This is a genomic window from Paenibacillus sp. BIC5C1 (assembly GCF_032399705.1).
Lineage (GTDB): Bacteria > Bacillota > Bacilli > Paenibacillales > Paenibacillaceae > Paenibacillus > Paenibacillus taichungensis_A.
In genome coordinates, this window is the sequence record NZ_CP135922.1 from 3,979,660 (window position 1) to 4,002,821 (window position 23,162).

Consider the following 23,162-nt stretch of genomic DNA (forward strand, 5'->3'; position numbering starts at 1 on the left):
ATCGATCCTATAATTTTAGAAACCGGACGATATCCACTGCCTCTTCGTGCAGCTTTTCACGGCGCAGCGAGAGTGAGGCGCAGCCAACCAAGGCGGCCAACAGCATTTCCGCGCGCTGTAGCCGATACGACTGCTCCGCCTTGTTTCCGCTGGAAGCGACATCCTCGTCCGCCGCACGCTCGGTCTCCACAAGCGCGGCAATCGGCGCGAGCACTTCACCCTGAAAAGCGGCCGTGAGCTTGCTCGAGCGTGCTTCAGGTAGCGAGGAAAAGCCCTCGAGAGACAGCTTATACAGTAGGTATAGGGCGTGGTCCTCCGCCCAAAGCTGCAGAATCCGCACGCTGGCGCTGGCGACAGGGCCAAGCTCTTCGGTAGCAGCCGTTTCACGGATTTCGCGTCTGGGTCCTGATGCAGCTGAGTTCCCGGTGTCCACCGCTGGAGGCAAGTTAACATGCCCGCCTGTCATCTCCACCCCCGAAGTCGAATCGTGCGGGGCTACTGGTGCTCCCCCGATCCGCTCCAATGCGTCCCACAACAGATCGTGGAGCAAATCGCCTTTATTGCTGTAATAGTGGTATACCGTGCCATATCCGAGTCCTGCCTGTACAGCCACATCGCGGATTTCGAGTAGAGGTCCTTTATTCAAAAACACATCGGCAGCGGCTTCACGGATTTGCGCCAGACGCCGCAGCCGGATCTCTTCGTTTTGTTCTTTCGTGCGTGGAGTCATCTCGTCCGCCACCTCTTTCTTTTTTTGACCTACTATTATGTCAATATAAAACATTGGTTTACGAATAACAAGAGAAACGCTGTTATAGAAATTCTATTTTATTCACTTTTATGTATTGTGCTAGTAAAATACTATTATTAGGAGAGAAAAAAGGATGGATATTCGACGAATTAAAGTACATTTCAGAGTGGAGCGATAATATGAAGAAGTCTCCGTTGTATGCAGTAACAGATCGGCTTAATATCAGACAATTTGGCTTGCAAGATATGCTGCCTTTCTACGAGTACCGAGCTAATCCAACCGTTTCCCAATTCCAGTCCTGGGAGAACTATACTTATGAGGATGCCGAATTGTTTGTCGAAAAGCAAATGAACCACATTCCTAACCAGCCAGGTACATGGTTTCAATTCGCTCTTGCCTTAGCGGATTCGGATCTGCTTATTGGAGATTGCGCTCTGCATACACCACTTAATGAACCGAGAATTGTGGAGATTGGGTTTACCCTCTCCCCTGAGTATCAAGGACATGGATATATCCATGAAGCGCTAAAGGCGTTGTTGGATTATATTTTTAGAACACTGGGTAAACACAAGGTAATTGCATTTACGGATGTACGAAACGACAAATCCATTCGTGTTCTTGAACGCTTAGGCATGAGGCGTGAAGGGCATTTGTTGCAAAACTACATGTCCAAAGGACACTGGGTGGACGAGTATCAGTACGCCATTCTCCAATCAGAGTGGTTAATTGACTAATCAATTCATGAGGAGAGGTGCTCTATGCCATTCAAAATGACAGAAGCCATTGAGATTCTGGAGCGTACACCACAGACGTTAAAGCACTTGTTATCTGGACTTTCCGAAGGCTGGTTGACTTGCAATGAAGGGGAAGAAACCTGGAATGCTCAGGAAGTCATCGATCACCTTATTGAGGGAGAGAAAACCAATTGGATGACCAGGTTAACGTTTATTTCCAATGAGGGGGGAAGCAATAAACCCTTTCCGGCATTTGATCGTTATTCGCATTTAGGTAGAACATCGGAGGAATCGATCGAGGATAAGTTACTTGAATTTGATATGTTGAGAACACGGAACATTACCGGACTCAAGGAACTAATGGATTCTGAAGCAAAGCTGGAGCAAACGGGAACCCATCCCGCATTTGGTACAGTCACAGCCAGCGAATTAATTGCTACATGGGCCGTTCATGATTTAACACACATCGCACAGATCGTTCGGATAATGGCCAAAAGATACGATTCGGATGTGGGACCTTGGAAAGAATATTTGGGTATTTTAAAATAAAGACCACTCAATATAATCGTGTCATATCTCTTCATTGTTAAAAAAAACAGACGTACCATGGGATGCCCCAAGCGAGTACCCCGGTTTAATACGTCTGTTTTTTAACGAGTACACAACGTACTTTACGATAACTTTGATTTGCAGATCTGCATTACCAACCGTACACGCCCTGCTCATTCAAGAATTCGCCGTTATGATGTTTGCCATCTGTCGCATAACCCACAATAATCGCAGCGGCCTCTTCTTTCGATTTCCCCCCTTCAGCATTACCGTTTAGGTCTGTTGATGTGAAACCGGGGGTTACCGCAAATACTTGAGCTCTGCTTCTTTTCAGTTCATACGCCATGGAAACTGTCATAGCATTGTTGGCGGTTTTGGATGAGTTATAGTCGAACGCGTTTAAAGCAAACCCCGCATTTTGCATATGATCCAGCGAAGCCATGTCGGTCGATACATTAACAATTGTGCCTTCGTTATCTTTGATTAACGGGAACAAGTGCTGGTTCAGACGAAAGGTTCCGAAAAAGTTGACTTCGAAAGCATTCCTCAGATCCTCTTCTTTGGTGTCCGTAAAGGAACGGGAGAAAGCACCCGGCATACCTGCATTATTGATCAGAAGTTTTAAGTCCGGATAATCCTTGATTATCGTAATGGCTGCCCGTTTGATGCTTTCCAAGTCACTCATATCAATTTGCACAAAATCTATGTCTAACCCCTCGGAATTTAACTCAGCTACAGCCGCTTCGCCCCGTTCTGCGCTGCGTGCACCAAGTATGACTCTCCAGCCGGCCTGACCTAACTGCTTGACGATTTCGAATCCGATTCCTTTATTTGCTCCAGTTACAAAAGCCGTCTTCTTCATGCAAATCCCCTTTTCTCTCATTTGATTTCATTAACAATGTATAAGTTACTATGCTACACTTAGTGTAGGTCAACCATAAATTTTGATAAAAGAGGGTTAGCATGTTAACGATTGGTGAAGTAGCGAAGAAAGTCGATATCGCTATCGGAGCGATACGCTTTTACGAAAGAAAGGGACTGTTGAAGCCTGCTGCGCGAAGTGAGCAGAATAACCGTCTTTACACGGAAGATGATCTGAACTGGCTGGTTTTTATCAAGTGCCTTCGCGAAACCGGGATGAGTGTGGAGGACATCAAAACGTATTATGACAAGGTAAATGAAGGAACCTCAACTCTGCCGGAACGAACCAAACTGATTCAAGATCAAAGGCAGAAGCTGTTAGAAGATATCGAGGAGAAAAAAGCGCAGCTCGTTCATTTGGATAACAAACTGGAGCGATATTATCGCGGAGAAAATTATTAAGATAAGTTGAGTTTTAAAGAATACTCCTTTAGTACAAGAAATGAACTATATCTTTCCTCTCTTGTACTGTCATCAGCCAAATAAGACGTTGAACCAAAAGGCAGCCGATCACTTCAATTTGGATCGCGTGCCTTTTGGTCTTATCAAGCACCCTTTCGCGACTGCACCGTTCCCTTCACAAGCAGTCTTCTGGCGAGCCATTACATAAGAACTGCCTGACTAAGCGAGTGGCTTAACAACTTGCGGTAATGACCTTTCGTATTCCTTATATAACACATAACGATAAACACCTCTGGACGAATTTACTGCTTCCCTAGCATGCTCAATGGCTGCTTCATGGCGACCTGCTTTGAGTTCTATTTCCGCGAGCAGCGCTGATTTCATCCATTGCTTTTTGATAGACTCTAGGCGATTTCGCGCCTGACCACTTTCCCCATCCTCCATTAGTAGAATCGTTTCGTAATAAGCGCGGTAATCGGCAAAGCGGATGTTGTGCACGGCTTTTCGAACAGCATTCATATCCTTGCGATAAACGCCGTAAGCCGCCTTGTAAGGCGCCTGTGCCGTTTCTTGCTTATATTTACGCATAAGCTGTTCCATAATTATTACGGCCTCATCTTCAAGTCTGTTCGCAAGTACGTAATTAATGTAAAGTCCCGGACTATTTTGCTGACTACGCAAAAAGGACTCCACACGGTCCATACGCTTTTCCAGCGCTAAAGGGTAATACACGCGGATTATAAAAGCAACTAGAGAAGCACCCATTCCAACCCCTATTGTCAACACTGGAGAATAGTCATTGAATATCATAAAAAAGACAAGTACGAACACTACGCAATAAAACACGACTTCCCACCAAAAGAACTTCATTATTATTCTCCTCCGAACAGCGTAATTAACAATCAATATGTATTATATCAAAAATATATTTCTTTTTTTGTGAATTATTAGGCGATAAAAGATATGAATTAGTCTACCTTTTTTTCTCTCTTTTTTTTTTGGAGTTAGTTTATAAAAAATAGGATTGTGCAATATATCTACAGAAACAGGCAAGCCCCTCCACTCTTTTTATGCGAAATTTATTTAGTAGACAGTCGCGGTTTGACCGTCAAATGAAGGAGGTAATATTGATGTCAATGATGAAAGCAATTCAAGTAGCAGCCAAGGGTGAACCGATGCGACTGGTTGAAGTCCCCATCCCAGCCCCTAAAGAAGGACAGGTACTTCTGAGAGTAGAAGCTTGTGGTATCTGTCATGGAGATGCAAAAGTTAGTGAGGGGGCCACGACTTCTTATCCAAGAATTCCAGGACATGAAGTAGTTGGTATCGTAGAAAAACTCGGGGTAGGAACGATGAAATGGAAAGTTGGTCAACGTGTTGGTATCGGCTGGCATGGCGGGCATGGCCATACAACAGCCCTTACAACGGACGGGGGTTATGCAGAATATATGGTTGCCTATGAAGATGGGTTGATTACAATTCCACAAGAAATCTCGGCAGGGGAGGCAGCCCCACTTCTATGTGCAGGAGAAACCGTCTTCAGTGCATTGCGAAACAGCAAAGCTCGCCCTGGGGATCTCGTCGCAATCTCGGGTATTGGCGGACTTGGGCACCTCGCGATTCAGTATGCAAAGAAAGCTGGATATGAGGTTATTGCCGTATCTCGTGGGAAAGAAAAAGAGAAACTGGCAAGGGAACTTGGCGCACATCACTATATTGATGCCGATACAAAAAAACCTTCCGACTCCTTAAAAGCTCTAGGTGGCGCAAAAGTTATTCTCGCAACAGCTCCCAATGGAAAAACTATTTCTTCACTTATCGGTGGTTTGGGAACAGATGGAGAACTAATCATTGCCGCCGTTTCGGATGAACCGCTGGAATGGTCTGCTATGGATTTTCTGAATGGTCCCAGCAATGTCAAAGGAACATTTACAGACATTAATGAAATGGAGGCTGCAGTAAGGTTTAGCATACTAACAGATGTGCGGCCTATGATTGAAATTTTCCCTCTGGAAAAGGCCCCTGAAGCATTTGAACAAATGATGGCTGCCAAAACTCATTTCCGTGCAGTTTTGCATATTTCTTAATAGTATAAAGATACGAGAAAGAAGGGCACTCCGGAGTGCCCTTCTTTTGTAAATCTCCTCATTTATATCATCAAGCAGATTTTTGAGAGTAGGCTAAGTTCCTGCTCTAAAGCAATCACGTATTTCTTGAACATCCTTCTGTGGTGACCGACCAAATAATCGACGGTAATCCCTTATAAACTGGGAAACACTTTCATATCCTACCTCTAATGCTGCGTCGGTTACATTGGATGCAAGATCAAGCATCAGCCGTCGGGATTCTAACAAACGAAGTTTCTTTTGACATTGCAATGGGCCCATTCCCACAGCTGTTTTGAATTTTTGATGAAAGCTAGATAAACTCATATTACTTTGTTCAGCTAAATCCTCCATCGAAAATGTTTCTTTGTAATTACTTTTAATCCAGCTATTAATGTTATATATAGTACCTGCCTGTTGAATTGAAATCATGCTTTGCAAAAAAAGTTTTCCATACGGACCTGCAATCAAGTTGAAGATTACTTCCCGTTTCAGATGTTTGCTCATAAATGAAAGTTCATTATTATTATCATTCATATCTATAAGACGCAGAATAACCTCTAATAATTTTGTATTGCTTTGTTGAGTTGTGGAGGGGTCTTCTATCTCAAATAACTTTTCAGGCAAATCTCCATCTATATCCAACATAACGGAAGTCACATCATCTACTAGAAAATCAATCGATATAGCGAGAAAAGGTGAGTCCACCGTTGCAAACAGAGTATGACCAGATAACGGGCTATCTATTGCTGATATTAGAAATTCGCCAGGTGAGTAGTCCTTAATACCTGTTGAAAAATGAAGTCGCATCGTATCGCTTACAACGAGCAGTATATACGGATTCTGTATTTCGGGAAGATCAATATTTTGCTGACTGTATCGGTACATATTTAAATATGGGATGTTAGTGGTATTTTTACCTTCTGTTATCCCAATTTGATTTATTTTAAGCTGGAGGTTTTGAAGCAGCTTTTCCATTAGTTTTCATTCCCTCGTAACGTCAAATATTTTGTATGTAGTTTATCATATCACATCGATGGTTTAGTGATTTGTACCTTTTCTCCGATTCGTATTCTGACTTGAAATTAGCCGAATTCGGTATTTTTATTGTTTATAAATATTGACACAATGATAATCATTATCAATAATGTGGAGTGAGTTGTACAAGATAATCGCAAAGTCACCGGCAACCTACTATCGAAATGAGGTACACAACGTGAAAATAGACGTGAATCAGTTAGCAGAACATTTTGCACACATTCCTTTTCAAGTAGAAGGAATATATCGATATGCTACATATCCAGGGGTGTCTCACGCTGATTATACCGATTCTTTTCCCGGATTTGTGTTTCCCCTTACAGGAAAGATACAATTTCAATTTAATGGAACCCCTTATATCTTTTCGCCAGGCAAAGTGGTACATGGTGGTGCAAATATGAAATTGGATGAACAAACGTTTGATAACTCCAATTGGGAATATATACTTGTTTTATACCGGATATGCAGCTCAGAATTAGAAGAATCAAGCTTTTCCCATCAGCATTTTGAATTATCAACGGGACACTCCCCTCGTCTTATGGAATTAATTAAGCAGTTATGGCATGTGTATAATCAACGTGGCGGCATTTCGATGTTTCAAACTGAAATGCTGTTTCGCGATGTGCTGAACGAAGCCTTAATAAGCGTGGCGAATAGACAAATGAGCAGTGAATCAAAGGCTTTATTCGAACGGGTATCTAATTATATCCATGAATACTACTATCATGGCCTTACCATAACATCGCTCGCAGAACAATATAACGTTAATCGAAATCGGCTTTCTTACGTATTCAGAAAACATGCAGGAATGGGACCGGCAGAATATCTATTAAAATATCGTATAAACATGGCACAAAAAATGCTATTTACAAGTGACGTGCCCATACAGCAAATTGCACAAACGGTTGGAATTGCTGACCCCTTTTATTTTAGTAAAGTGTTCAAGAAACAATTTGGATTCTCTCCTACTGAATATCGACAGAAGTTCATCAATAATCCATGCTAACTTCAACAGGCATCCATTTTAAAGCCAAAATTAAATCAGTATACTTATGGCAGGCCAAGGCAACATGATATCTGAATTAAGTATGCAGCATTATATTGTAGGTGAAAAATAAGGAGGGCTTACTATCCATTATCAAACGATTAAACTAAGCGAGGAACTGTCTAAAATAAACGAAAATTGGTCACCCCAACTAATTGGTGAAATGAATGACTATCAATTTAAAATTGTTAAGATAGCTGGCGATTATGAATGGCATGTTCATCCTGAAACCGATAAGTTATTTTTCGTGATTGAAGGCGAGATGATCATTGATTTTCGTGATGGTCAGGTGAGAATTTGTAAAGATGAGATGTTTATTGTCCCGAGGGGACTCGAGATCAAACCCTCCGCTGAAAAGGAATGTCATATCATGTTAATGGAACCCAAAAATGAAGGAAACACCGGTGGAACTGAGTCCGCATAAACAGTCTACTACGTATCGTTGAAGGGAATATGTATTCAAGGAATTTGCTTGTATATTCTAGAAAGGAGCTGAATGCAAACGCTCCTTTCCAAATTACCTTTTTTACCGAAAAATCATGTCTACAACAATCTACTTCTCATTCCTCATTCTGTGCTTTTTCTCTCCCGTTTGAATGGGGATTTCCTACTCTCCGCATCAGGGTTTCCAAAGGGCCACGGCTATTTATTTGAGTTATCATCAACGCAACCTCCCGAGTCGATAGATCGTTTCCTTGTTCCATCCAGTGAGTTAAAAGTCCGATACTGGCCGAGGAGGTAAAGGCCAAAAAGTAATCCCAGGGAATGACGACAGCAGGATCATCTGGCATAATTGTTTCAAAATGTTGAAGCATCCGTTCCGCTATCAGTTCTTTAATCTGAATGGGCAGTTGTAAATCACCATTAGGACTGAGCATGATCCGCAGGTAGTCCGCATGTGACAACAGATATTCCAACAGCTTAAGGATAGCCGGGTATGGTTCCCCTCGCTCAGCATAATGTCCTACCTCCAACGGGTTAAGCTCCACTGAAAGAATCTTTATTCCTTCGAAAATCTCTTTCTTCAGCTGATCAACAAGGTCTGCCACATCCTTGTAGTGCAGATAAAATGTACCCCGGTTTATTTCCGCTCTTTCTGCGAGATCCATAACACTGATCTTGCTCAATCCCTTTTCAGCCGTGAGCTCTAACAAGGCCTGCCGAATAAGTTTCTTCGTTCGGATCTTGCGACGATCTTTTTTTAATTCATGCTCCACTTTGTGTTCACTCCTAATTCAACACCTTTTAGGGCAGTGTTGATTAATGCTCAGTTTATAAAAATGTGATTATTGTTTTTTTTCGTGCAATTATTATAATCAACTTTGTGATGAATAATCAACATCATGATCATTAAAAGGGAGTGAAACGTATTGCATCTGTTCAAAAACAAGATGGTCTTGATGTCACCCATTATTGCTTTGGTTATCATCTTTGTCTTCTCGCTGACTTTATTTCCATCCGTCCAGCCTAAGCCCGACAGCTTACCCGTCGCCATCGTCAATGAGGATCAGGGGGTACAAATCCCCAATCAGCCTCAGATGAATATGGGACAAAAAATTGTGGAAATGATTCAAAAAAGTTCATCATCCGGAGATGATACAGAGCCGGCGGTAAAATGGGAGTCGGTAAACAGCCTGGAGGAAGTCCAACAAGGACTAGACCTTCAGAAGTATTATGCAGCCTTGGTTATCCCACAGGATTTCAGTTCAAAGCAAGCTTCACTCATGACTTCGGCCCCTTCTTCACCTGAAATACAGATTCTGATTAACCAGGGAATGAACATGGCCGCGTCTACTTTGTCTGGACAAATCTTAAACGGAGTCGTTGATAACATCAATAACACGGTACGCACGCAACTACTCGAAGAATTAAAAGCAAAAGGCACAACCCTGACCGTAGAACAAGTTGCTTTTTTGGTGAATCCCATTGCCAAAGATGTGACCAATGTAAATGAAGTCGGCACACACAGTGCAAACGGCAATTCCCCCATTTCTTTATTCCAGCCGCTGTGGATGGCCAGTTTGGCAAGTTCTGCTCTTATTTACACGGCGGTCAAAAAAGCGCCTGTCACTACACGGAAAGGTCGCCTTTCTGTTAAAGCGGGACAGATTTTGACGGGTGCTGTCATTGCTGTTGTCGTAGGATTTGGCTTCACCTGGATCGCAGATCGGATCGTTGGGCTGCAAATAACGAATTTTACCGATACTGCCCTGTTCCTGTCCATTTCGTCATTCAGTTTTTTCCTCATGATCTCGGCCGTCATTTCTCTGTTGGGGCTTGGGGGAATAGCCATTTTTGGCTTAATGCTCTTCTTTGGTGCACCGCTGCTTGCATTGGCGCCAGAAATGATGTCTTCTTTTTATCGGGAGTGGGTGTATCCGTGGCTTCCGATGCGTTTTATGATCGAAGGTTTACGGGGAATTTTCTTCTTTGATCACGGGTTAAGCTGGAGTTCACCACTTTCCGCTCTTGTCTGGATTGGACTTGCGGGAATGCTCATCATACTGGGTAGTGCGTTCATACCGCAACGTCATAAAGAGAGCCGCAATGAAATGATGAGCACATAATCTGGAGAGCGCATAAAGTCCTTTATATGTGACGACACCGTCCAGTTAAGCTGCCAAAGACATAAACGAAACAAAGCCCCTTCACCAATGAAGGGGCTTTTACTATTTTTAAGAGATAATACATGTCACTACACAGCTGAATGGTTTACTACAAACCGATTTTAAATAAATAGATTATGATTTGCATGAGCTGCCTGTCCAAGATAGTAACCCACTCCACCAATGTTAACTGAATCCATTAATTCTTCACGCTGAATCCCCATCAAATCCATGGACATCTGGCAAGCGACAAACTCAACTCCCTGCGCAGTTGCGGTCTGCATCAGTTCTTCCAAAGAAGCAACATTATTATTTTTCATAATGCCTCGAATAATCTTTGGACCCACTCCGAGCATATTCATTTTGGACATGCCTAGCTTGTGGCTGCCTCGTGGTAACATCATGTCAAACATACGGCCAATCATAGTTTTGGATACAGGCTGTGGCTGATGCTTACGAATAATATTTAATCCCCAGAATGTGAAGAACATGGTTACTTTACGTCCACTTGCTGCTGCCCCATTGGCAATAATAAGAGAAGCAATCGCTTTATCCAGATCACCACTGAAGACAACCATCGTGCTGGCAGGCTCCTCTTTAGGCGTTTCCATAGCTGAAGATGTGGTCTGCACGGCATTTTTCTCGATAACTGCTTCAATCGTACCGCCTTTGGATCGTTCCAAGTGTAAGAGTGAGGAGCCAGACATGGTTGCCCATGCTTTCACATCTTCATAAAATCCTGGATCGGAAGCTTTCACCCGCAAAGTCTCGCCATTCGATAGTTGATCCATTTTCTGCTTAAGTTGTATCAGCGGACCGGGACAACTTAAACCGCACACGTTCAACTCGTTATCAATACGCTGTGGCTTTGCAGAGATTGGATTGGAAGGCTCTGTTTCCTTTACAGCATATTTCGGATTGTTGTTCTGATCCTGCCCGTTATTATTTTCATCGTTTCCGGGAGAAATTGGAGCGGGCTGAAATTGTGCTTGGCGGTATGTTTTATAGCCTCCACTCAGATTTTTCACATTAAAGCCATGCTGACGCAAAATCTGCGAAGCTGTATATCCACGCAGACCAATCTGGCAGTATACCCAAATATCTTTGGCTGGGTCTAATTCATCTAACCGCTGACGAAGCTCATCCACTGAAATATTTATGGAATCCGGAATATTTCCATTACGGTGCTCCAGCTCACTTCGTACATCCAGCAATATCGACTGCTCCGAGTGGCGTTCAGATAGCTGATCATAGGTGAACGTTTCAACACGTCCAGCTGTGATATTTTCAGCTGCATATCCAGCCATATTAACTGGATCTTTCGCAGAGGAATACGGTGGCGCGTAACTCAATTCGAGCTCTGTCAAATCCTTGATATGACCCCCAAAATGAATGGCAACAGCAATATCATCAATCCGTTTATCCACACCGTCATAACCAACTGCTTGTGCGCCTAAAATTTTTCCTGCCGGTGTAAACAGCAGTTTAAGAGTAATCGCGCTGGAACCCGGATAATACGATGCATGAGATGCAGGATGCACGATTACAGTTCGATAATCGATGCCTAGACGTTTTAGTGTTTTCTCATTACTGCCTGTAGCTGCTCCAGTCATTCCAAACACTTTAATAATGGCTGTTCCTTGTGTCCCCCTGTAAATGGAACTTAGTCCGGCAATACGATCTGCAACAATGCGTCCCTGTTTGTTTGCAGGTCCAGCAAGCGGAATAGCTGTCTTTGTGCCATGAATGGTTTCAGTTACTTCGATGGCATCACCAACAGCATAGATATGTGGCACACTGCTTTCGAGAGCCTCGTTGACCATAATATGTCCACGTGTTCCCAGGGAAACTCTGCTATTTCTCACAAAAGCTGTATCTGGGGTTACTCCTATTGCAAGAATAACCAGGTCAGCTGTCAGAACACGACCATCAGCAAGCTCAACACCAATGCCATGTTCAAGTGAATGAAAGCCCTGTACACGTTGGGAAAACAGCAGCTTCACTCCATTTTGCTCCATTTCCTGTGCCAAGGCTGCTGCCAGCTCAGCATCAAACGGGGTGAGCAGCTGACCATTACCCTCTACCAACGTTACATCCAACCCGGCTTCCTTTAAATTTTCCGCCATTTCGACACCAATAAATCCCCCACCTATAACAATTGAAGATTCGTTGTTAGATGAATTTATTTGTTTCTTGATCCGATCAATATCTGGAATGCTCCGCACGGTATAAATCAGTGGATTATCCTTACCTGGCAGATTGGGTATGATTGGCTTGGCGCCTGGTGACAAAATCAGTTCATCATAGCTTTCTTCATATGAACCACGCTCCTGGCTTTGTACCCGAACTGTACGAGTATTGGGATCAATCGCGACGATTTCACTTTCTGTACGCACATCAATATTAAAACGGTCAGCCATTCCTTTAGGCGTTTGGACCAGCAGACGCTCTCGATCCTCAATCGAGCCACCAATATAATAAGGTAAGCCACAATTGGCAAATGATATATAGGGTCCTTTTTCAAATATGATAATTTCGGCATGTTCATCCAGACGGCGCAGACGGGCAGCTGCTGATGCCCCACCCGCTACTCCGCCCACAATCAGTACTTTTTTGCTCATGATTCACAATCTTCCTCTCCAAACAAAATAGGGATCATCTGTTCAATCCGTTGGTCGGCAAGCACGTAATTTACTTCAAGACCATTGCGCTCAGTCGTCACAATCCCTGCACTGCGCAGCTTCTGCAAATGCTGAGACACTGTTGATTGGGGAAGATCCAAACACTCCTGCATATATGAAACATTACATTTCTTTTTTCTCATCAACCCACGCACAATGCACAGACGAATCGGATGAGATAGAGCTTTCAGTAAATTAGCAGGTTCATCGAACTGTTTTAAATTAGTGCTATCAAAAGCTTCAGTATTCAAAATTACCCCTCCTGAATCGTTATATCGTAATATTACGATATTTTAATTATAATGTCAAAATTTTTTCATCCCTCGATTTAACTTCAACTTAGATTCTATAAAATGTCGCATCAAAATAATAAAAGCCAGTAACACCAAGACCATTAAGAAAAGCCGATACACACGCAGAAACTGTCATGTTTATCGGCTTTTGGGCTTTCCATCCTATTATGATTGACTCTTCCCTGTTCCTCAGAATCCATATAAAATTAAAGACCTGATAAGAAAGAACATACACAGAACACTCAGCAATAGAAACATCATTGCTGACTGACGATCATTTTTCCACAATCGAATGGTATTAGCAATACTTAAAATTGCCAATGCAACCATATTAATTCGAGTATTCATCTCAACAAAATTAATACACAGGAGAACAAATACCATTACCCCGACAAAAAGAAACCATATTGGTATATTCTTACTAAGTCGTTTAATCATTTTCATTCCCCTTAAAATTTTTTATTCTAACTCTAATAGGGTATTCTTCAAGTTTATTGAAATACCTTCATATTTTTTTATATTAAGCTTTGCTGTATATGTACTCTTTTATTTTAATCTAAATCAAAAAGCAGCCGGTGAGCGGCTGCTTCTGCATCATTAGTTACTCGTATATTTAACCCAATCGTATTCTGCATACAATGGATTGGCACCGTTATAAGGACCTAGCCAGCTATCCACGCCGGTTCCATTCCATATATTCATCATAATTCTACCGGGTGTTACGGGAATATTGCTGGTTGCAGTATGCTTCAATACGCCATCTACATACCATTTGATATAACCTGCTTGCCAATCGAAAGCATAGGTATGAAACCCCTGTGATGCATCAAACCCAAGGTTAATAACCTTCTCATGACCACCAACCCCATTTGTATAATAATTAAACTGCACTTTGGTCGTGTCCTTTCCCAAGAATTCAATATCAATTTCATCCCATTGTGTGCCATGAGCAGGTCCTGTGTACGTGAAAAAGGAGGAGACAATGCCCGTATTTTTGGCAGGCTTCATACTGACTTCATACAGTCCGTATCCGTAATTATTTGTGGATCGATACTCCCCGCAATCAAACTTGTTGTACGCAGAACTTGTCAAACCAAGCTTGAGCTTTCCATCGTTTGTAAAATTGACATTGTTGGCTCTCCACGTGCAATTGAACATATTTCCGTTGGAATAACCATCTGCCTTTTGCCATGTTTCCGGGTTAAAATAAGTTAGTGGTTCCCAGAATACATAACTTGCGAAAGCACTTACCGAAACAAATAAAGATACCACACCTGCCACCACCAAAGTGTACCAAGACTTCCTCTTCATCATACACCTCCATAAACGATTCCACACATGTACGAAGTATGGGCAAGTGATTCCCGAAAAATGAGTAGATTCTCTTGCCGCAGCAGATATGTAAAACGCTTACATGGTTGGTGTTTCCATTCTATCTGGATGTGAAAAGGGTAACTATAATAATCTTTAAAGATAGATATTCATTTCTAAAGATTGACGTGAGGATAAACTACCTCACTTGCGTCAATCATCATGGATTCATGTGCTGGATGAAGAGAGTCAAACCTGCTGATTTCAATTGATCCAAAAGAAAATATGACACGGTGTCATTTTTATTGTTGACGTATGACATTGGTGTCATATATAATTCGTTAATCAGCAATTGTGACACGGTGTCACTCATTAAGATTGGAGGATTATATTTGCCAAAAAAAACATTTTTCCACTTATCGAAAGATAAACAGGACACGTTAATTCAATGTGCCAAAAGGGAATTTTCTCGGGTTCCATTACACGAAGCATCCATTGCCAATATTATCAAAGATGCCGGGATCTCCAGAGGAAGTTTTTATCAATACTTTGAAGAAAAAGAAGATCTGTATTATTACCTGTTGAACCAGTCCTCGCAGAAAAATAGTGAACGATTTATTGCAGCTTTAAAGGAGAACAACGGAGATATATTCGAAGCTTTTATCGATTCATTTCAATTTATGATTCAGAATCACACCAATCAAGAACACAAAAACTTTTTTAGAAATGCCTTTTTAAATATGAATTATAAAACAGAAAAAACATTTACGAAGAACATTTATGAAGAAAATCGGGATAATCACCTTTTACCTATCATTGGGTTAATGAATACAGAAACATTAAATATACAAGGTGAACGAGAATTGCAGCATATTCTAAAAATTATTATAGCTGTAACTTTTGATAACCTTATTCAAATATTCGTAAAAGATTTAACCTATGAAGAAGCTTTAAAAAATTATGGTGAGCAAATGGAACTGCTAAAAAGAGGATTTAAAAAAATTCAATAATCAGAAGTGTAAAAAGGAGAAAACAAATATATGGATTCAGCTTTACAAGAAAAAAAACCACCCTATTTAATGATCGCCATTCTTTTTATCGGCGCATTTGTTTCATTTCTCAATAACTCGCTCTTAAATGTAGCACTGCCATCCATCATGGTGGATTTGGACATTAAAGATTATTCCACGATTCAGTGGCTTTCTACTGGCTATATGCTGGTCAGTGGTATATTGATTCCGGCGTCAGCATTCTTATTAACACGTTTCTCCAATAGAAGTTTATTTATTACCTCCATGGCCATTTTCACTTTAGGTACGGCCATAGCAGCCGTTGCACCAAACTTTGGTTTATTGCTTACAGGAAGAATGGTTCAAGCAGCAGGCTCTTCAGTAATGGGACCCCTGTTAATGAATATTATGCTGGTAAGTTTCCCACGTGAAAAACGCGGAACAGCAATGGGTATTTTCGGATTAGTTATGATTACTGCCCCTGCAATCGGGCCAACATTATCAGGTTTTATTGTAGAATATTATGACTGGCGTTTACTTTTTGAGATGATTTTACCGTTAGCCGTCATTAGTTTACTGTTAGGAATCTGGAAATCCAAAAATATAATGCAGCAAAACAAAAGTGCAACACTGGACTATTTCTCGATCATATTATCATCCATTGGTTTTGGTGGTTTGTTATATGGGTTCAGTTCTGCAAGTTCAGATGGCTGGACAGATCAAGTCGTTTTAATCACTTTAATCGTTGGAGCTATTGCCCTGATCGCCTTCGTTGTGCGTCAATTGAAAATGGATACACCATTATTGGATTTACGTGTTTACAAGTATCCAATGTTTGCCCTTGGCTCTGTTATTGCGATTGTAAACGCAGTGGCAATGTTCTCCGGAATGATTTTAACACCAGCATACGTACAAAACGTAAGAGGTATTACACCACTTGATTCAGGTTTAATGATGTTGCCTGGTGCAATAATCATGGGGATTATGTCACCTATTACGGGTAAACTGTTTGATAAATATGGCCCACGTATTCTCGGCATAATCGGGCTTACAATTACAGCGATCTCAACGTACATGTTGGCAAACCTACAAATCGACTCTACTCACACTTATATTATCCTTGTGTATACTCTGCGTATGTTTGGTATGGCAATGGTGATGATGCCTATTATGACAAACGGCCTGAATCAATTGCCAACACGCTTAAATCCACATGGTACAGCTGTCAACAATACAGCTCAACAAGTGTCCGGTTCAATTGGTACGGCTATTCTGATTACTATTATGAATTCGGTGACAAAAACAAAAGCTGAAGATTTAATGACTGGTGTTGATCCAACAACTTTGACAGCAGCCAATAAAGCTTTATTAACCCAAGAAGCGTTATTAGCCGGAATCCAATATTCATTCTATATCGCACTTGGCATTAATATTGTCGCATTAATATTAGTTTTCTTCATTAAACGAGCGGAAGTCAAAGATGAACCTGTCGAGGCTTTAAAAAATCAACAGGGGAAAACTAAAACAAAACCCGCAGTAAATTAATTAAAAGCATTTGACCAAAAACAATACTGACAAAATAAGAGACGAAATTAAAGAATATACAATATAAATGGAGCTTACTATCGTTAAGATAGCAGGCTCCATTTTTTCTCTCCTCTAAACGCTTTATGATGATCAGATCAACATATCTCAACTTTTATATGCACTGGCAGTCTAAACTACCTTCAGCCCAAGATTTGGGGACTCGAACACATTCCGATAGTTTTCCTAGTACAGTGATTGATAAAGGGGAATTACTGAAAATGTCGATGAAAGGAGAGGAAATTGATGCGGATAAGGTAAGATTCGAGATGCAAAAACAGGGATATGACCATATTAAGGATATAGCTTACGCCGAATATGGTGAGGATGGAACGCTTTATATCATACCGAGAAAGAGAAAGAAAAACCGAACGATCATTAGAAATATGACATAAAGCCGGGAAAGATACTCCCGGCTTTTCGTGTTACTTTCCAGTTTCAGCGAACGTCTGTATCCGCACCCCAATCTGGTCACGAACCCTTTGGAATACAGCCCATCTCTCTTCTTCTGTACCTTGCGCTTTCGCGGGATCATCGAATCCCCAGTGTTCTCGCTTCACTTGTGGAGGGGTCATTGGACATTTATCTGCCGCATCCCCGCATAATGTGACGACGAAATCTGCACTGTTCAGTAGCTCGGAGTCAATGATGTCCGAAGTTTGGCTTGAAATATCGATACCTGCTTCGTTCATCGCTTCAACTGCTTTTGGATTCAAACCGTGAGCTTCGATTCCTGCGCTATAGATGTTCCAGTCCTCACTCAGATATTTCTTGGCCCAACCTTCAGCCATTTGGCTCCGACACGAGTTGCCTGTGCATAGGAAATAAAGTGTTTTTTTGTTCATGTTCATCATCTTCTCCTCGTTGTTTGAATTTATAGAATGCTTAACCACAGATATAGACCCACTAGCGTAATCAGTAGAGTCGGAACTGTGATAATGATACCTGTCTTAAAGTAGGTGCCCCATGAAATTTTGACACCTTTGGTGCTGAGCACATGAAGCCAGAGCAGTGTTGCCAGTGAACCAATCGGTGTAATCTTGGGACCTAGATCGGAACCAATAATATTGGCGTAGATCAACGCCTCCCGAACGGTTCCCGTAGCCGTTGTTGCGTCAATGGCGAGTGCGTCAATCAAAACCGTAGGCATATTGTTCATCAGAGATGAAATGATCGCAGCAATAAAGCCCATACCAATCGTTGCGACGAACAATCCTTGATCTGCCACGGCCTGGATGGCTACGGCCAGCAGATCCGTCAGACCCACATTACGCAAGCCATAGACCACGACATACATACCGATAGAGAAGAATACGATTGCCCAAGGCGCTTCCTTAACGACTACTTTAGTCGGTACAGCAGAGCTTCGAGAAGCCATAATCAGGAAGAATATAGCCACGACTCCTGCCACAATAGATACAGGCATACCAACAAATTCACTGCCAAAGTAACCGACGAGCAGGATGCCAAGTACAATCCATGACAACCTGAACATCTTCAGATCTTTGATCGCTGTTACAGGTGCTTTCAGTTCACTGGCATCAAACCGTTTGGGAATGCTTTTCCTGAAAAAGAGATATAACACACCGATACTTGCAGCCAGTGAAAACAGATTCGGAATAAACATTTTGCCTGCATACTCCATGAAAGTAATACCGAAGAAATCGGCAGATACGATGTTTACCAGGTTACTTACAACCAGTGGCAATGAAGTTGTATCCGCAATAAATCCGCTGGCAATAATGAAGGGAAATACTTTCTTCTCATCAAAATTCAATGCGCGGACCATAGCCAGAACAATTGGGGTCAGAATCAGTGCTCCTCCGTCATTGGCAAAGAAAGCAGAAACTACAGCTCCTAAGATGGAGACGTATACAAACATCCGAACCCCTCTGCCATGAGCCGCCTTCGCCATATGTAAAGCTGCCCATTCAAAGAAACCGATACGATCCAAAATCAATGAGATGATAATAATGGCCACAAAAGCAAGCGTGGCGTTCCATACCATTTGCGTAACATCCCATACGTCCTTGAAATGAACTACGCCTACAAGTAACGCCAGAATTGCTCCGCCGCAAGCAGACCACCCTATGGACAGGTTTTTAGGCTGCCAGATGACGAGCACTAACGTTATCAAGAAGATCATGCAAGCAAGAAAAGTAGAAAACAAACATATACGCCTCCAATCAAATTAAATAAATTTTACATAATCATATAACAATATACTTATATATTGCTCAAAAATTAATTACATACGGATGAAATGTTCTCTTTATTTAGAGACTTAAGAAGGGCTGCAGAATCCGGCATGAATTCCAACACAGATTTAATATAAGGTGTATCCTCTACATTCAAAGAGTAATATACCCATTGTCCACGTTTATTCTCTTTGACCAAACCTTGATCCTTTAACTTGCGCAAATGCTGACTGACCCCAGGTTGCGACATGTCCAAAATGTCTACAAACTCACATACACACCATTCACGTTCTTTGAGGAGTGTAAGTATCGTCAGACGAGTCTTATCCCCCAGCAATTTTAACTTTTCCGATGCTTCTTGAATAGAATCCATATCACTTACCTCCTTCTCTTTATATAAGCACATGCTTATATTATAATGTAGAATTCTTATTGTCAATTTTAATATCCAAGTTAACCTGACAGTATTGGTTAACAGTCGAACCATCACTGTCAGGTTAACCTATTCTACATTAATTGGAACAAGATGAACTACAATCACTTGTCCGCTCGGCTACCTGTACTTCTGAACGATTCAGACTGCATACACCCGTTTCAGGTAGATCCAGTTCTACTTTTGTAGCTGCATCCAGGTCACCTGCCAGAAAAGCTACCACCGAACGAACTTGTTCATATCCGGTAGCCATCAGGAAGGTTGGGGCACGTCCATAACTTTTCATCCCAACAATATACAATCCTTGTTCCATATGACGCAATTCCTTCTCCCCATGAGGACGAACTGTGCCGCAACTATGAACATTCGGATCGATTAACGGAGCAATGGTTGCCACACTTTCTGTGGTCGGGTCGATACTCAGCCGTAGCTCCCTGAGGAAAGACAAGTCTGGCCGACTTCCGGCATTCACGATGATCTCATCAATATGTGCTAGCATCTGTGTCACACCATGTTGCTCTCCGCTTATGGTAATTTGCTTCCCTTCCTGCTTCAGTTCCTGAATATGGAACGGTGTAACAACAGTAATTTTTCCGGAATCCACCAGTTCATGAATACGACGTCCCAGTTCTCCTCGCGCTTCGAGCTGATCACTCGCTTCTCCGCCGTATGCTTCCTCCACGTGATCTTTTCTCATAATCCAGGTCAGTGTCATACCGGAATTTATTTCTTGAAGCATGGCAAGATCAAGTAATGTATTCAAGGCTGAGTGTCCGCTTCCTACTACTGCGACATGTCTATCTGTGTAGCGCTCTCGATCTACTCCAAACACATCCGGAATGCCATAGAATATATGGTTACTAAGAGCTTGTTCCCCAGGAGTCAACACGCCGCTGGCGAGTACAGGGTTAGCATGCCCCCAAGTTCCTGATGCATCAATGATAGCTCTCGCCTCATACCGCTTAGTCTCATCCTCTTCTTCAACGTAGATCATAAAGGGTTGTTTTTCTCGGCTCGCTGTTTTCATTTTATCTGTATTTTTGCGACTGATCCCCACAACACGTGATTTTAAATGAAGATTGGACTGAATCTCCGGAAGTTCTGCGAGCGGGAGCAAATACAGATCTCGCAGTTCATGCCCTGTCGGTAAAACATCGGGAGCAGGGGCAATCCATCCGTTCTTGGATAACAATCGTCCAGCCGCTTTATCTACGTTATACTGCCATGGTGAGAACAAACGAACATGGCCCCATTGGGAGATATTTTCACCCACTTTAGTCCCCGCCTCAAGAATAATAAACGATTGGCCTGCTTCAATCAGATGAGCTGCTGCAGCCAAACCAATAGGTCCTGCACCAATGATAACAACAGGTAGATGGGTTAACTCTCCTTGATTTAAAGATTCCGAAGGGGAAACCTTCTTTTTCTCTAAAGTGGGAGCACAGCAAGAATCAACTTGTTTGAATTCAACGTTTTTCATATCAATGTACCTCCAGTATGTTTAATAAAACTTGCATTTTACAAGTATTAGAGCAATATAACGAGGTAATGAAGCTCATTACCCCAGCGGCGTACAACACATTTTCGATTTTAGCATGCTCTCATTGAGCAGTTTAATGGATTGAATGACCGTCTCCTTTTCCGTATCCGTCATGAAAGAAAAAACCTCATCCAGATGAGTATTCATCTGATGATCAATAGCCGTTGTTACAACCTCCCCTTCGTCTGTCAAACTGAGAATGTATACTCTACGATCCTCAGGCAGTGGTGTCTTTTGAACCAAATTTTTCTTAATCAGTGTCTGCACTTGACGACTAAAGGTTGTGATATCCATGGCGAGCGTTTCAGCAATTTGTTGCATGGACGGCTCATGTTGATGGTTAATTTCGTATAGAATATGGCTCTGAACCAGCGATATTTCATGCTCTCCAACCGTGCAACAGTTTTTATCCAGTAAGCCGAAACGGCGGACCATGATTTGTAGTGGCTCTCTGGGATTCTCAATATCTGACACATCATCACCTCTGGTCATCATTATAAACAAATTACTTGCAGTTTGCAAATATAAAAATTAACACTCTCAATCTATCAAAAAAAGTAATTTAGATTTTTATGTCTGACGGATTGTCAAGCCAAGTGCGACAGTTCCTCTGAAAAGGATTCGTGAGCGGTTCTCCAACTCAGGCATTTACGTGGTCTATTATTGATGAAGTCAAGAGCGTTTTCCAGAGCTTCATCTGTGATTTGGGCGAAATCCGTCCCTTTGGGGAAAAATTCTCTCAGGAGACCATTCGCATTTTCATTCGAGCCGCGTTGCCAAGAAGAATAGGGATCTGCAAAATACACCCGCACGCCATGAACGGCTTCCAGGCTGGTGTAACAGGCGAATTCCTTGCCACGGTCCGCGGTAGCGGTTTGAAATGCACGGATAGGGTACTGCGAAGCCGCTACTCCAAAGGCAATCTCCATGGATAACGCGGTACGATCAGGCATGCGAATCGCTGTGTACAAGCGAGTCTTTCGTTCAATGAACGTCGCTACGCAGCCCTTGCTTTTCCCACGGCCCGAGACCACCGTATCCAATTCCCAATGGCCGAAGGTTTTCCGGTGACGAACCTCTTTCGGGCGCTGAGAGATGGACTTACCCACTGCAAACTTGCCGCGTGTTTCTGCTGGCTTCTGCCTCTTCCCTTTGTGCCTGAGAACGGCAAGCACACCGTTCACCAGACGGCCTGTATACAGCCAACGATAGATCGTTTTAAAACATACCATCGCTTGACCTTCCTGACGCAAACGCTCTACGATCTGTTCGGGAGACCAGGTCGCCTGAAGCTTTTCTTCGATGCGACTCGCGAGTTCGGGATTCCACTTCCCTGCGGAAACGGAGGCCTTACGGCGATGGACATAGCCCTCTTGAGCGTTCGCCGCGCCGTAGGGGTGTTCTGCTGTATTTCGGCGGAGTTCCCGGCCAATGGTGGCATGATGTCTGCCAAGTTCCTTGGCAATGGCTCGGGTACTTTTCCCCTGCTGGTAGAGGATTTCTAGCTTGCTGCGCTCGATTATGCTAAGATGTGTGTAGCTCATGGTGGATTCTCCTTGTGTGAATGTGGTGTAGGAACCTTCATTCTACACGAATCCGGCCATGGGCCCTTTTTTATTTATTTCCAGTAGGTGTCGCACTTCATATTACAATCCGTCGTCTAAAATTTTAACTATAAATTAATTAATAGAAAGAGGTAGCAGGAAAATGTCAAATTATCTTCATACTATTACGACAATCATTTGACTTGTCTGTGACAGTAGTCACGTTCTTATGATAATTCTGATATATAATGAGATGAATGATCTTGATCGTAATGTCAATGAGTAGAAAACTATGCATTATTACTGTAAGGATATTAGGAGGAATAAGATTGTGTTATTAGCGATTTTATGTATAGTATGGTCGTACTATTTACAGCATTCATTGTTCCTAAAACGTATAAGCGAAAAGAAAAACTT

General features: G+C 42.2%; 24 protein-coding genes. 10 read left to right on the plus strand and 14 right to left on the minus strand.

The window, feature by feature from the left end:
• Window positions 1-7 precede the first annotated feature (7 nt).
• Window positions 8-730 carry a TetR/AcrR family transcriptional regulator gene (locus RS891_RS17670; RefSeq protein WP_315792662.1) on the minus strand — a complete coding sequence of 241 codons (723 nt, stop codon included), beginning with the start codon at window positions 728-730 and terminating at the stop codon, window positions 8-10.
• Between the two features lie 200 nt (window positions 731-930).
• Between RS891_RS17670 and RS891_RS17675 the strand changes: the two genes are divergently transcribed.
• On the plus strand, window positions 931-1,485 hold the full coding sequence (locus RS891_RS17675) for a GNAT family N-acetyltransferase (RefSeq protein WP_315792664.1): 555 nt from the start codon (window positions 931-933) through the stop codon (window positions 1,483-1,485).
• Window positions 1,486-1,509: 24 nt separating this feature from the next.
• A complete protein-coding gene (locus RS891_RS17680) occupies window positions 1,510-2,034 on the plus strand; it encodes a DinB family protein (protein WP_315792666.1) in 525 nt (174 codons plus the stop codon).
• 151 nt (window positions 2,035-2,185) lie between these two features.
• Here the strand turns inward: RS891_RS17680 and RS891_RS17685 are convergent, their stop codons facing one another.
• Window positions 2,186-2,896 (minus strand): SDR family NAD(P)-dependent oxidoreductase, encoded by a 711-nt coding sequence (locus tag RS891_RS17685; protein WP_113054303.1) that lies wholly within the window; start codon window positions 2,894-2,896, stop codon window positions 2,186-2,188.
• Between the two features lie 101 nt (window positions 2,897-2,997).
• Between RS891_RS17685 and RS891_RS17690 the strand changes: the two genes are divergently transcribed.
• A complete protein-coding gene (locus RS891_RS17690; RefSeq protein WP_315792668.1) occupies window positions 2,998-3,357 on the plus strand; it encodes a MerR family transcriptional regulator in 360 nt (119 codons plus the stop codon).
• Between the two features lie 219 nt (window positions 3,358-3,576).
• On the opposite strand, the gene RS891_RS17695 is transcribed toward RS891_RS17690, so the two are convergent.
• Window positions 3,577-4,122, minus strand: coding sequence for a hypothetical protein (locus RS891_RS17695; RefSeq protein ID WP_315792670.1), 546 nt, complete (start codon window positions 4,120-4,122; stop codon window positions 3,577-3,579).
• A gap of 365 nt (window positions 4,123-4,487) precedes the next feature.
• On the opposite strand from RS891_RS17695, the gene RS891_RS17700 reads away from it, so the two are divergent.
• Window positions 4,488-5,444 (plus strand): zinc-binding dehydrogenase, encoded by a 957-nt coding sequence (locus RS891_RS17700; protein WP_315792672.1) that lies wholly within the window; start codon window positions 4,488-4,490, stop codon window positions 5,442-5,444.
• A 93-nt stretch (window positions 5,445-5,537) separates the two neighbouring features.
• On the opposite strand, the gene RS891_RS17705 is transcribed toward RS891_RS17700, so the two are convergent.
• Complete coding sequence (locus RS891_RS17705) at window positions 5,538-6,440, minus strand: AraC family transcriptional regulator (RefSeq protein WP_315792674.1); 903 nt, start codon at window positions 6,438-6,440, stop codon at window positions 5,538-5,540.
• Window positions 6,441-6,678: 238 nt separating this feature from the next.
• On the opposite strand from RS891_RS17705, the gene RS891_RS17710 reads away from it, so the two are divergent.
• Together RS891_RS17710 and RS891_RS17715 are read left to right on the plus strand one after the other, a co-directional pair.
• Window positions 6,679-7,506, plus strand: a complete 828-nt coding sequence (locus RS891_RS17710) for a helix-turn-helix transcriptional regulator (RefSeq protein WP_113054308.1) — start codon at window positions 6,679-6,681, stop codon at window positions 7,504-7,506.
• Window positions 7,507-7,630: 124 nt separating this feature from the next.
• Entirely contained in the window at window positions 7,631-7,969 is a 339-nt protein-coding gene (locus tag RS891_RS17715) for a cupin domain-containing protein (protein ID WP_315796351.1), read from the plus strand.
• A gap of 136 nt (window positions 7,970-8,105) precedes the next feature.
• Here RS891_RS17715 and RS891_RS17720 read toward each other — a convergent pair whose 3' ends face one another.
• Window positions 8,106-8,762, minus strand: a complete 657-nt coding sequence (locus tag RS891_RS17720) for a TetR/AcrR family transcriptional regulator (protein WP_315792679.1) — start codon at window positions 8,760-8,762, stop codon at window positions 8,106-8,108.
• A gap of 159 nt (window positions 8,763-8,921) precedes the next feature.
• Here RS891_RS17720 and RS891_RS17725 point away from each other — a divergent pair, with 159 nt between their 5' ends.
• Window positions 8,922-10,112, plus strand: coding sequence for a YhgE/Pip domain-containing protein (locus RS891_RS17725; protein ID WP_315796353.1), 1,191 nt, complete (start codon window positions 8,922-8,924; stop codon window positions 10,110-10,112).
• Between the two features lie 161 nt (window positions 10,113-10,273).
• On the opposite strand, the gene RS891_RS17730 is transcribed toward RS891_RS17725, so the two are convergent.
• From RS891_RS17730 to bglS, 3 genes are all read right to left on the minus strand, one after another.
• The gene (locus tag RS891_RS17730; protein ID WP_315792681.1) at window positions 10,274-12,772 is read right to left on the minus strand and encodes an FAD-dependent oxidoreductase; all 2,499 of its coding nucleotides are present in this window, start codon (window positions 12,770-12,772) and stop codon (window positions 10,274-10,276) included.
• Window positions 12,769-13,083: an ArsR/SmtB family transcription factor gene (locus tag RS891_RS17735; RefSeq protein ID WP_064637503.1), complete on the minus strand. Its 315-nt coding sequence runs from the start codon at window positions 13,081-13,083 to the stop codon at window positions 12,769-12,771. Before RS891_RS17735 ends, RS891_RS17730 begins: the two co-directional genes overlap by 4 nt.
• Before the next feature lie 639 nt (window positions 13,084-13,722).
• Window positions 13,723-14,436, minus strand: a complete 714-nt coding sequence (bglS, locus tag RS891_RS17740) for a beta-glucanase (protein ID WP_315796355.1) — start codon at window positions 14,434-14,436, stop codon at window positions 13,723-13,725.
• 392 nt (window positions 14,437-14,828) lie between these two features.
• Here bglS and RS891_RS17745 point away from each other — a divergent pair, with 392 nt between their 5' ends.
• From RS891_RS17745 to RS891_RS31705, 3 genes are all read left to right on the plus strand, one after another.
• Entirely contained in the window at window positions 14,829-15,446 is a 618-nt protein-coding gene (locus tag RS891_RS17745; protein ID WP_113054315.1) for a TetR/AcrR family transcriptional regulator, read from the plus strand.
• 30 nt (window positions 15,447-15,476) lie between these two features.
• On the plus strand, window positions 15,477-16,991 hold the full coding sequence (locus RS891_RS17750) for a DHA2 family efflux MFS transporter permease subunit (protein ID WP_113054316.1): 1,515 nt from the start codon (window positions 15,477-15,479) through the stop codon (window positions 16,989-16,991).
• Window positions 16,992-17,149: 158 nt separating this feature from the next.
• On the plus strand, window positions 17,150-17,425 hold the full coding sequence (locus RS891_RS31705) for a YetF domain-containing protein (protein ID WP_397386961.1): 276 nt from the start codon (window positions 17,150-17,152) through the stop codon (window positions 17,423-17,425).
• A 30-nt stretch (window positions 17,426-17,455) separates the two neighbouring features.
• On the opposite strand, the gene arsC is transcribed toward RS891_RS31705, so the two are convergent.
• The 6 genes from arsC to RS891_RS17785 all read right to left on the minus strand — a co-directional run bounded on the left by arsC (window position 17,456) and on the right by RS891_RS17785 (window position 22,745).
• Window positions 17,456-17,875 (minus strand): arsenate reductase (thioredoxin), encoded by a 420-nt coding sequence (gene arsC, locus RS891_RS17760; RefSeq protein WP_315792688.1) that lies wholly within the window; start codon window positions 17,873-17,875, stop codon window positions 17,456-17,458.
• Window positions 17,876-17,904: 29 nt separating this feature from the next.
• Window positions 17,905-19,200: an arsenic transporter gene (locus tag RS891_RS17765; RefSeq protein ID WP_113054318.1), complete on the minus strand. Its 1,296-nt coding sequence runs from the start codon at window positions 19,198-19,200 to the stop codon at window positions 17,905-17,907.
• A gap of 74 nt (window positions 19,201-19,274) precedes the next feature.
• Window positions 19,275-19,601, minus strand: a complete 327-nt coding sequence (locus tag RS891_RS17770; protein WP_315792690.1) for an ArsR/SmtB family transcription factor — start codon at window positions 19,599-19,601, stop codon at window positions 19,275-19,277.
• Window positions 19,602-19,740: 139 nt separating this feature from the next.
• Window positions 19,741-21,141, minus strand: a complete 1,401-nt coding sequence (locus RS891_RS17775; protein WP_315792692.1) for an NAD(P)-binding domain-containing protein — start codon at window positions 21,139-21,141, stop codon at window positions 19,741-19,743.
• Window positions 21,142-21,219: 78 nt separating this feature from the next.
• Window positions 21,220-21,666, minus strand: coding sequence for a MarR family winged helix-turn-helix transcriptional regulator (locus RS891_RS17780; RefSeq protein ID WP_113054543.1), 447 nt, complete (start codon window positions 21,664-21,666; stop codon window positions 21,220-21,222).
• Window positions 21,667-21,788: 122 nt separating this feature from the next.
• Window positions 21,789-22,745, minus strand: a complete 957-nt coding sequence (locus RS891_RS17785) for an IS30 family transposase (RefSeq protein WP_315792510.1) — start codon at window positions 22,743-22,745, stop codon at window positions 21,789-21,791.
• Window positions 22,746-23,162 lie beyond the last annotated feature (417 nt).

Excerpts from the sequence above, each read along its gene's own strand:
- RS891_RS17770 (WP_315792690.1), bottom strand. The coding sequence starts at position 19,601 with ATGGATTCTATTCAAGAAGCATCGGAAAAGTTAAAATTGCTGGGGGAT.
- RS891_RS17750 (WP_113054316.1), top strand. The coding sequence starts at position 15,477 with ATGGATTCAGCTTTACAAGAAAAAAAACCACCCTATTTAATGATCGCC.
- RS891_RS31705 (WP_397386961.1), top strand. The coding sequence starts at position 17,150 with ATGCACTGGCAGTCTAAACTACCTTCAGCCCAAGATTTGGGGACTCGA.
- RS891_RS17705 (WP_315792674.1), bottom strand. The coding sequence starts at position 6,440 with ATGGAAAAGCTGCTTCAAAACCTCCAGCTTAAAATAAATCAAATTGGG.
- arsC (WP_315792688.1), bottom strand. The coding sequence starts at position 17,875 with ATGAACAAAAAAACACTTTATTTCCTATGCACAGGCAACTCGTGTCGG.
- RS891_RS17775 (WP_315792692.1), bottom strand. The coding sequence starts at position 21,141 with ATGAAAAACGTTGAATTCAAACAAGTTGATTCTTGCTGTGCTCCCACT.
- RS891_RS17730 (WP_315792681.1), bottom strand. The coding sequence starts at position 12,772 with ATGAGCAAAAAAGTACTGATTGTGGGCGGAGTAGCGGGTGGGGCATCA.
- RS891_RS17700 (WP_315792672.1), top strand. The coding sequence starts at position 4,488 with ATGTCAATGATGAAAGCAATTCAAGTAGCAGCCAAGGGTGAACCGATG.
- RS891_RS17685 (WP_113054303.1), bottom strand. The coding sequence starts at position 2,896 with ATGAAGAAGACGGCTTTTGTAACTGGAGCAAATAAAGGAATCGGATTC.
- RS891_RS17680 (WP_315792666.1), top strand. The coding sequence starts at position 1,510 with ATGCCATTCAAAATGACAGAAGCCATTGAGATTCTGGAGCGTACACCA.
- RS891_RS17690 (WP_315792668.1), top strand. The coding sequence starts at position 2,998 with ATGTTAACGATTGGTGAAGTAGCGAAGAAAGTCGATATCGCTATCGGA.
- bglS (WP_315796355.1), bottom strand. The coding sequence starts at position 14,436 with ATGAAGAGGAAGTCTTGGTACACTTTGGTGGTGGCAGGTGTGGTATCT.
- RS891_RS17785 (WP_315792510.1), bottom strand. The coding sequence starts at position 22,745 with ATGAGCTACACACATCTTAGCATAATCGAGCGCAGCAAGCTAGAAATC.
- RS891_RS17695 (WP_315792670.1), bottom strand. The coding sequence starts at position 4,122 with ATGGGTGCTTCTCTAGTTGCTTTTATAATCCGCGTGTATTACCCTTTA.
- RS891_RS17675 (WP_315792664.1), top strand. The coding sequence starts at position 931 with ATGAAGAAGTCTCCGTTGTATGCAGTAACAGATCGGCTTAATATCAGA.
- RS891_RS17670 (WP_315792662.1), bottom strand. The coding sequence starts at position 730 with ATGACTCCACGCACGAAAGAACAAAACGAAGAGATCCGGCTGCGGCGT.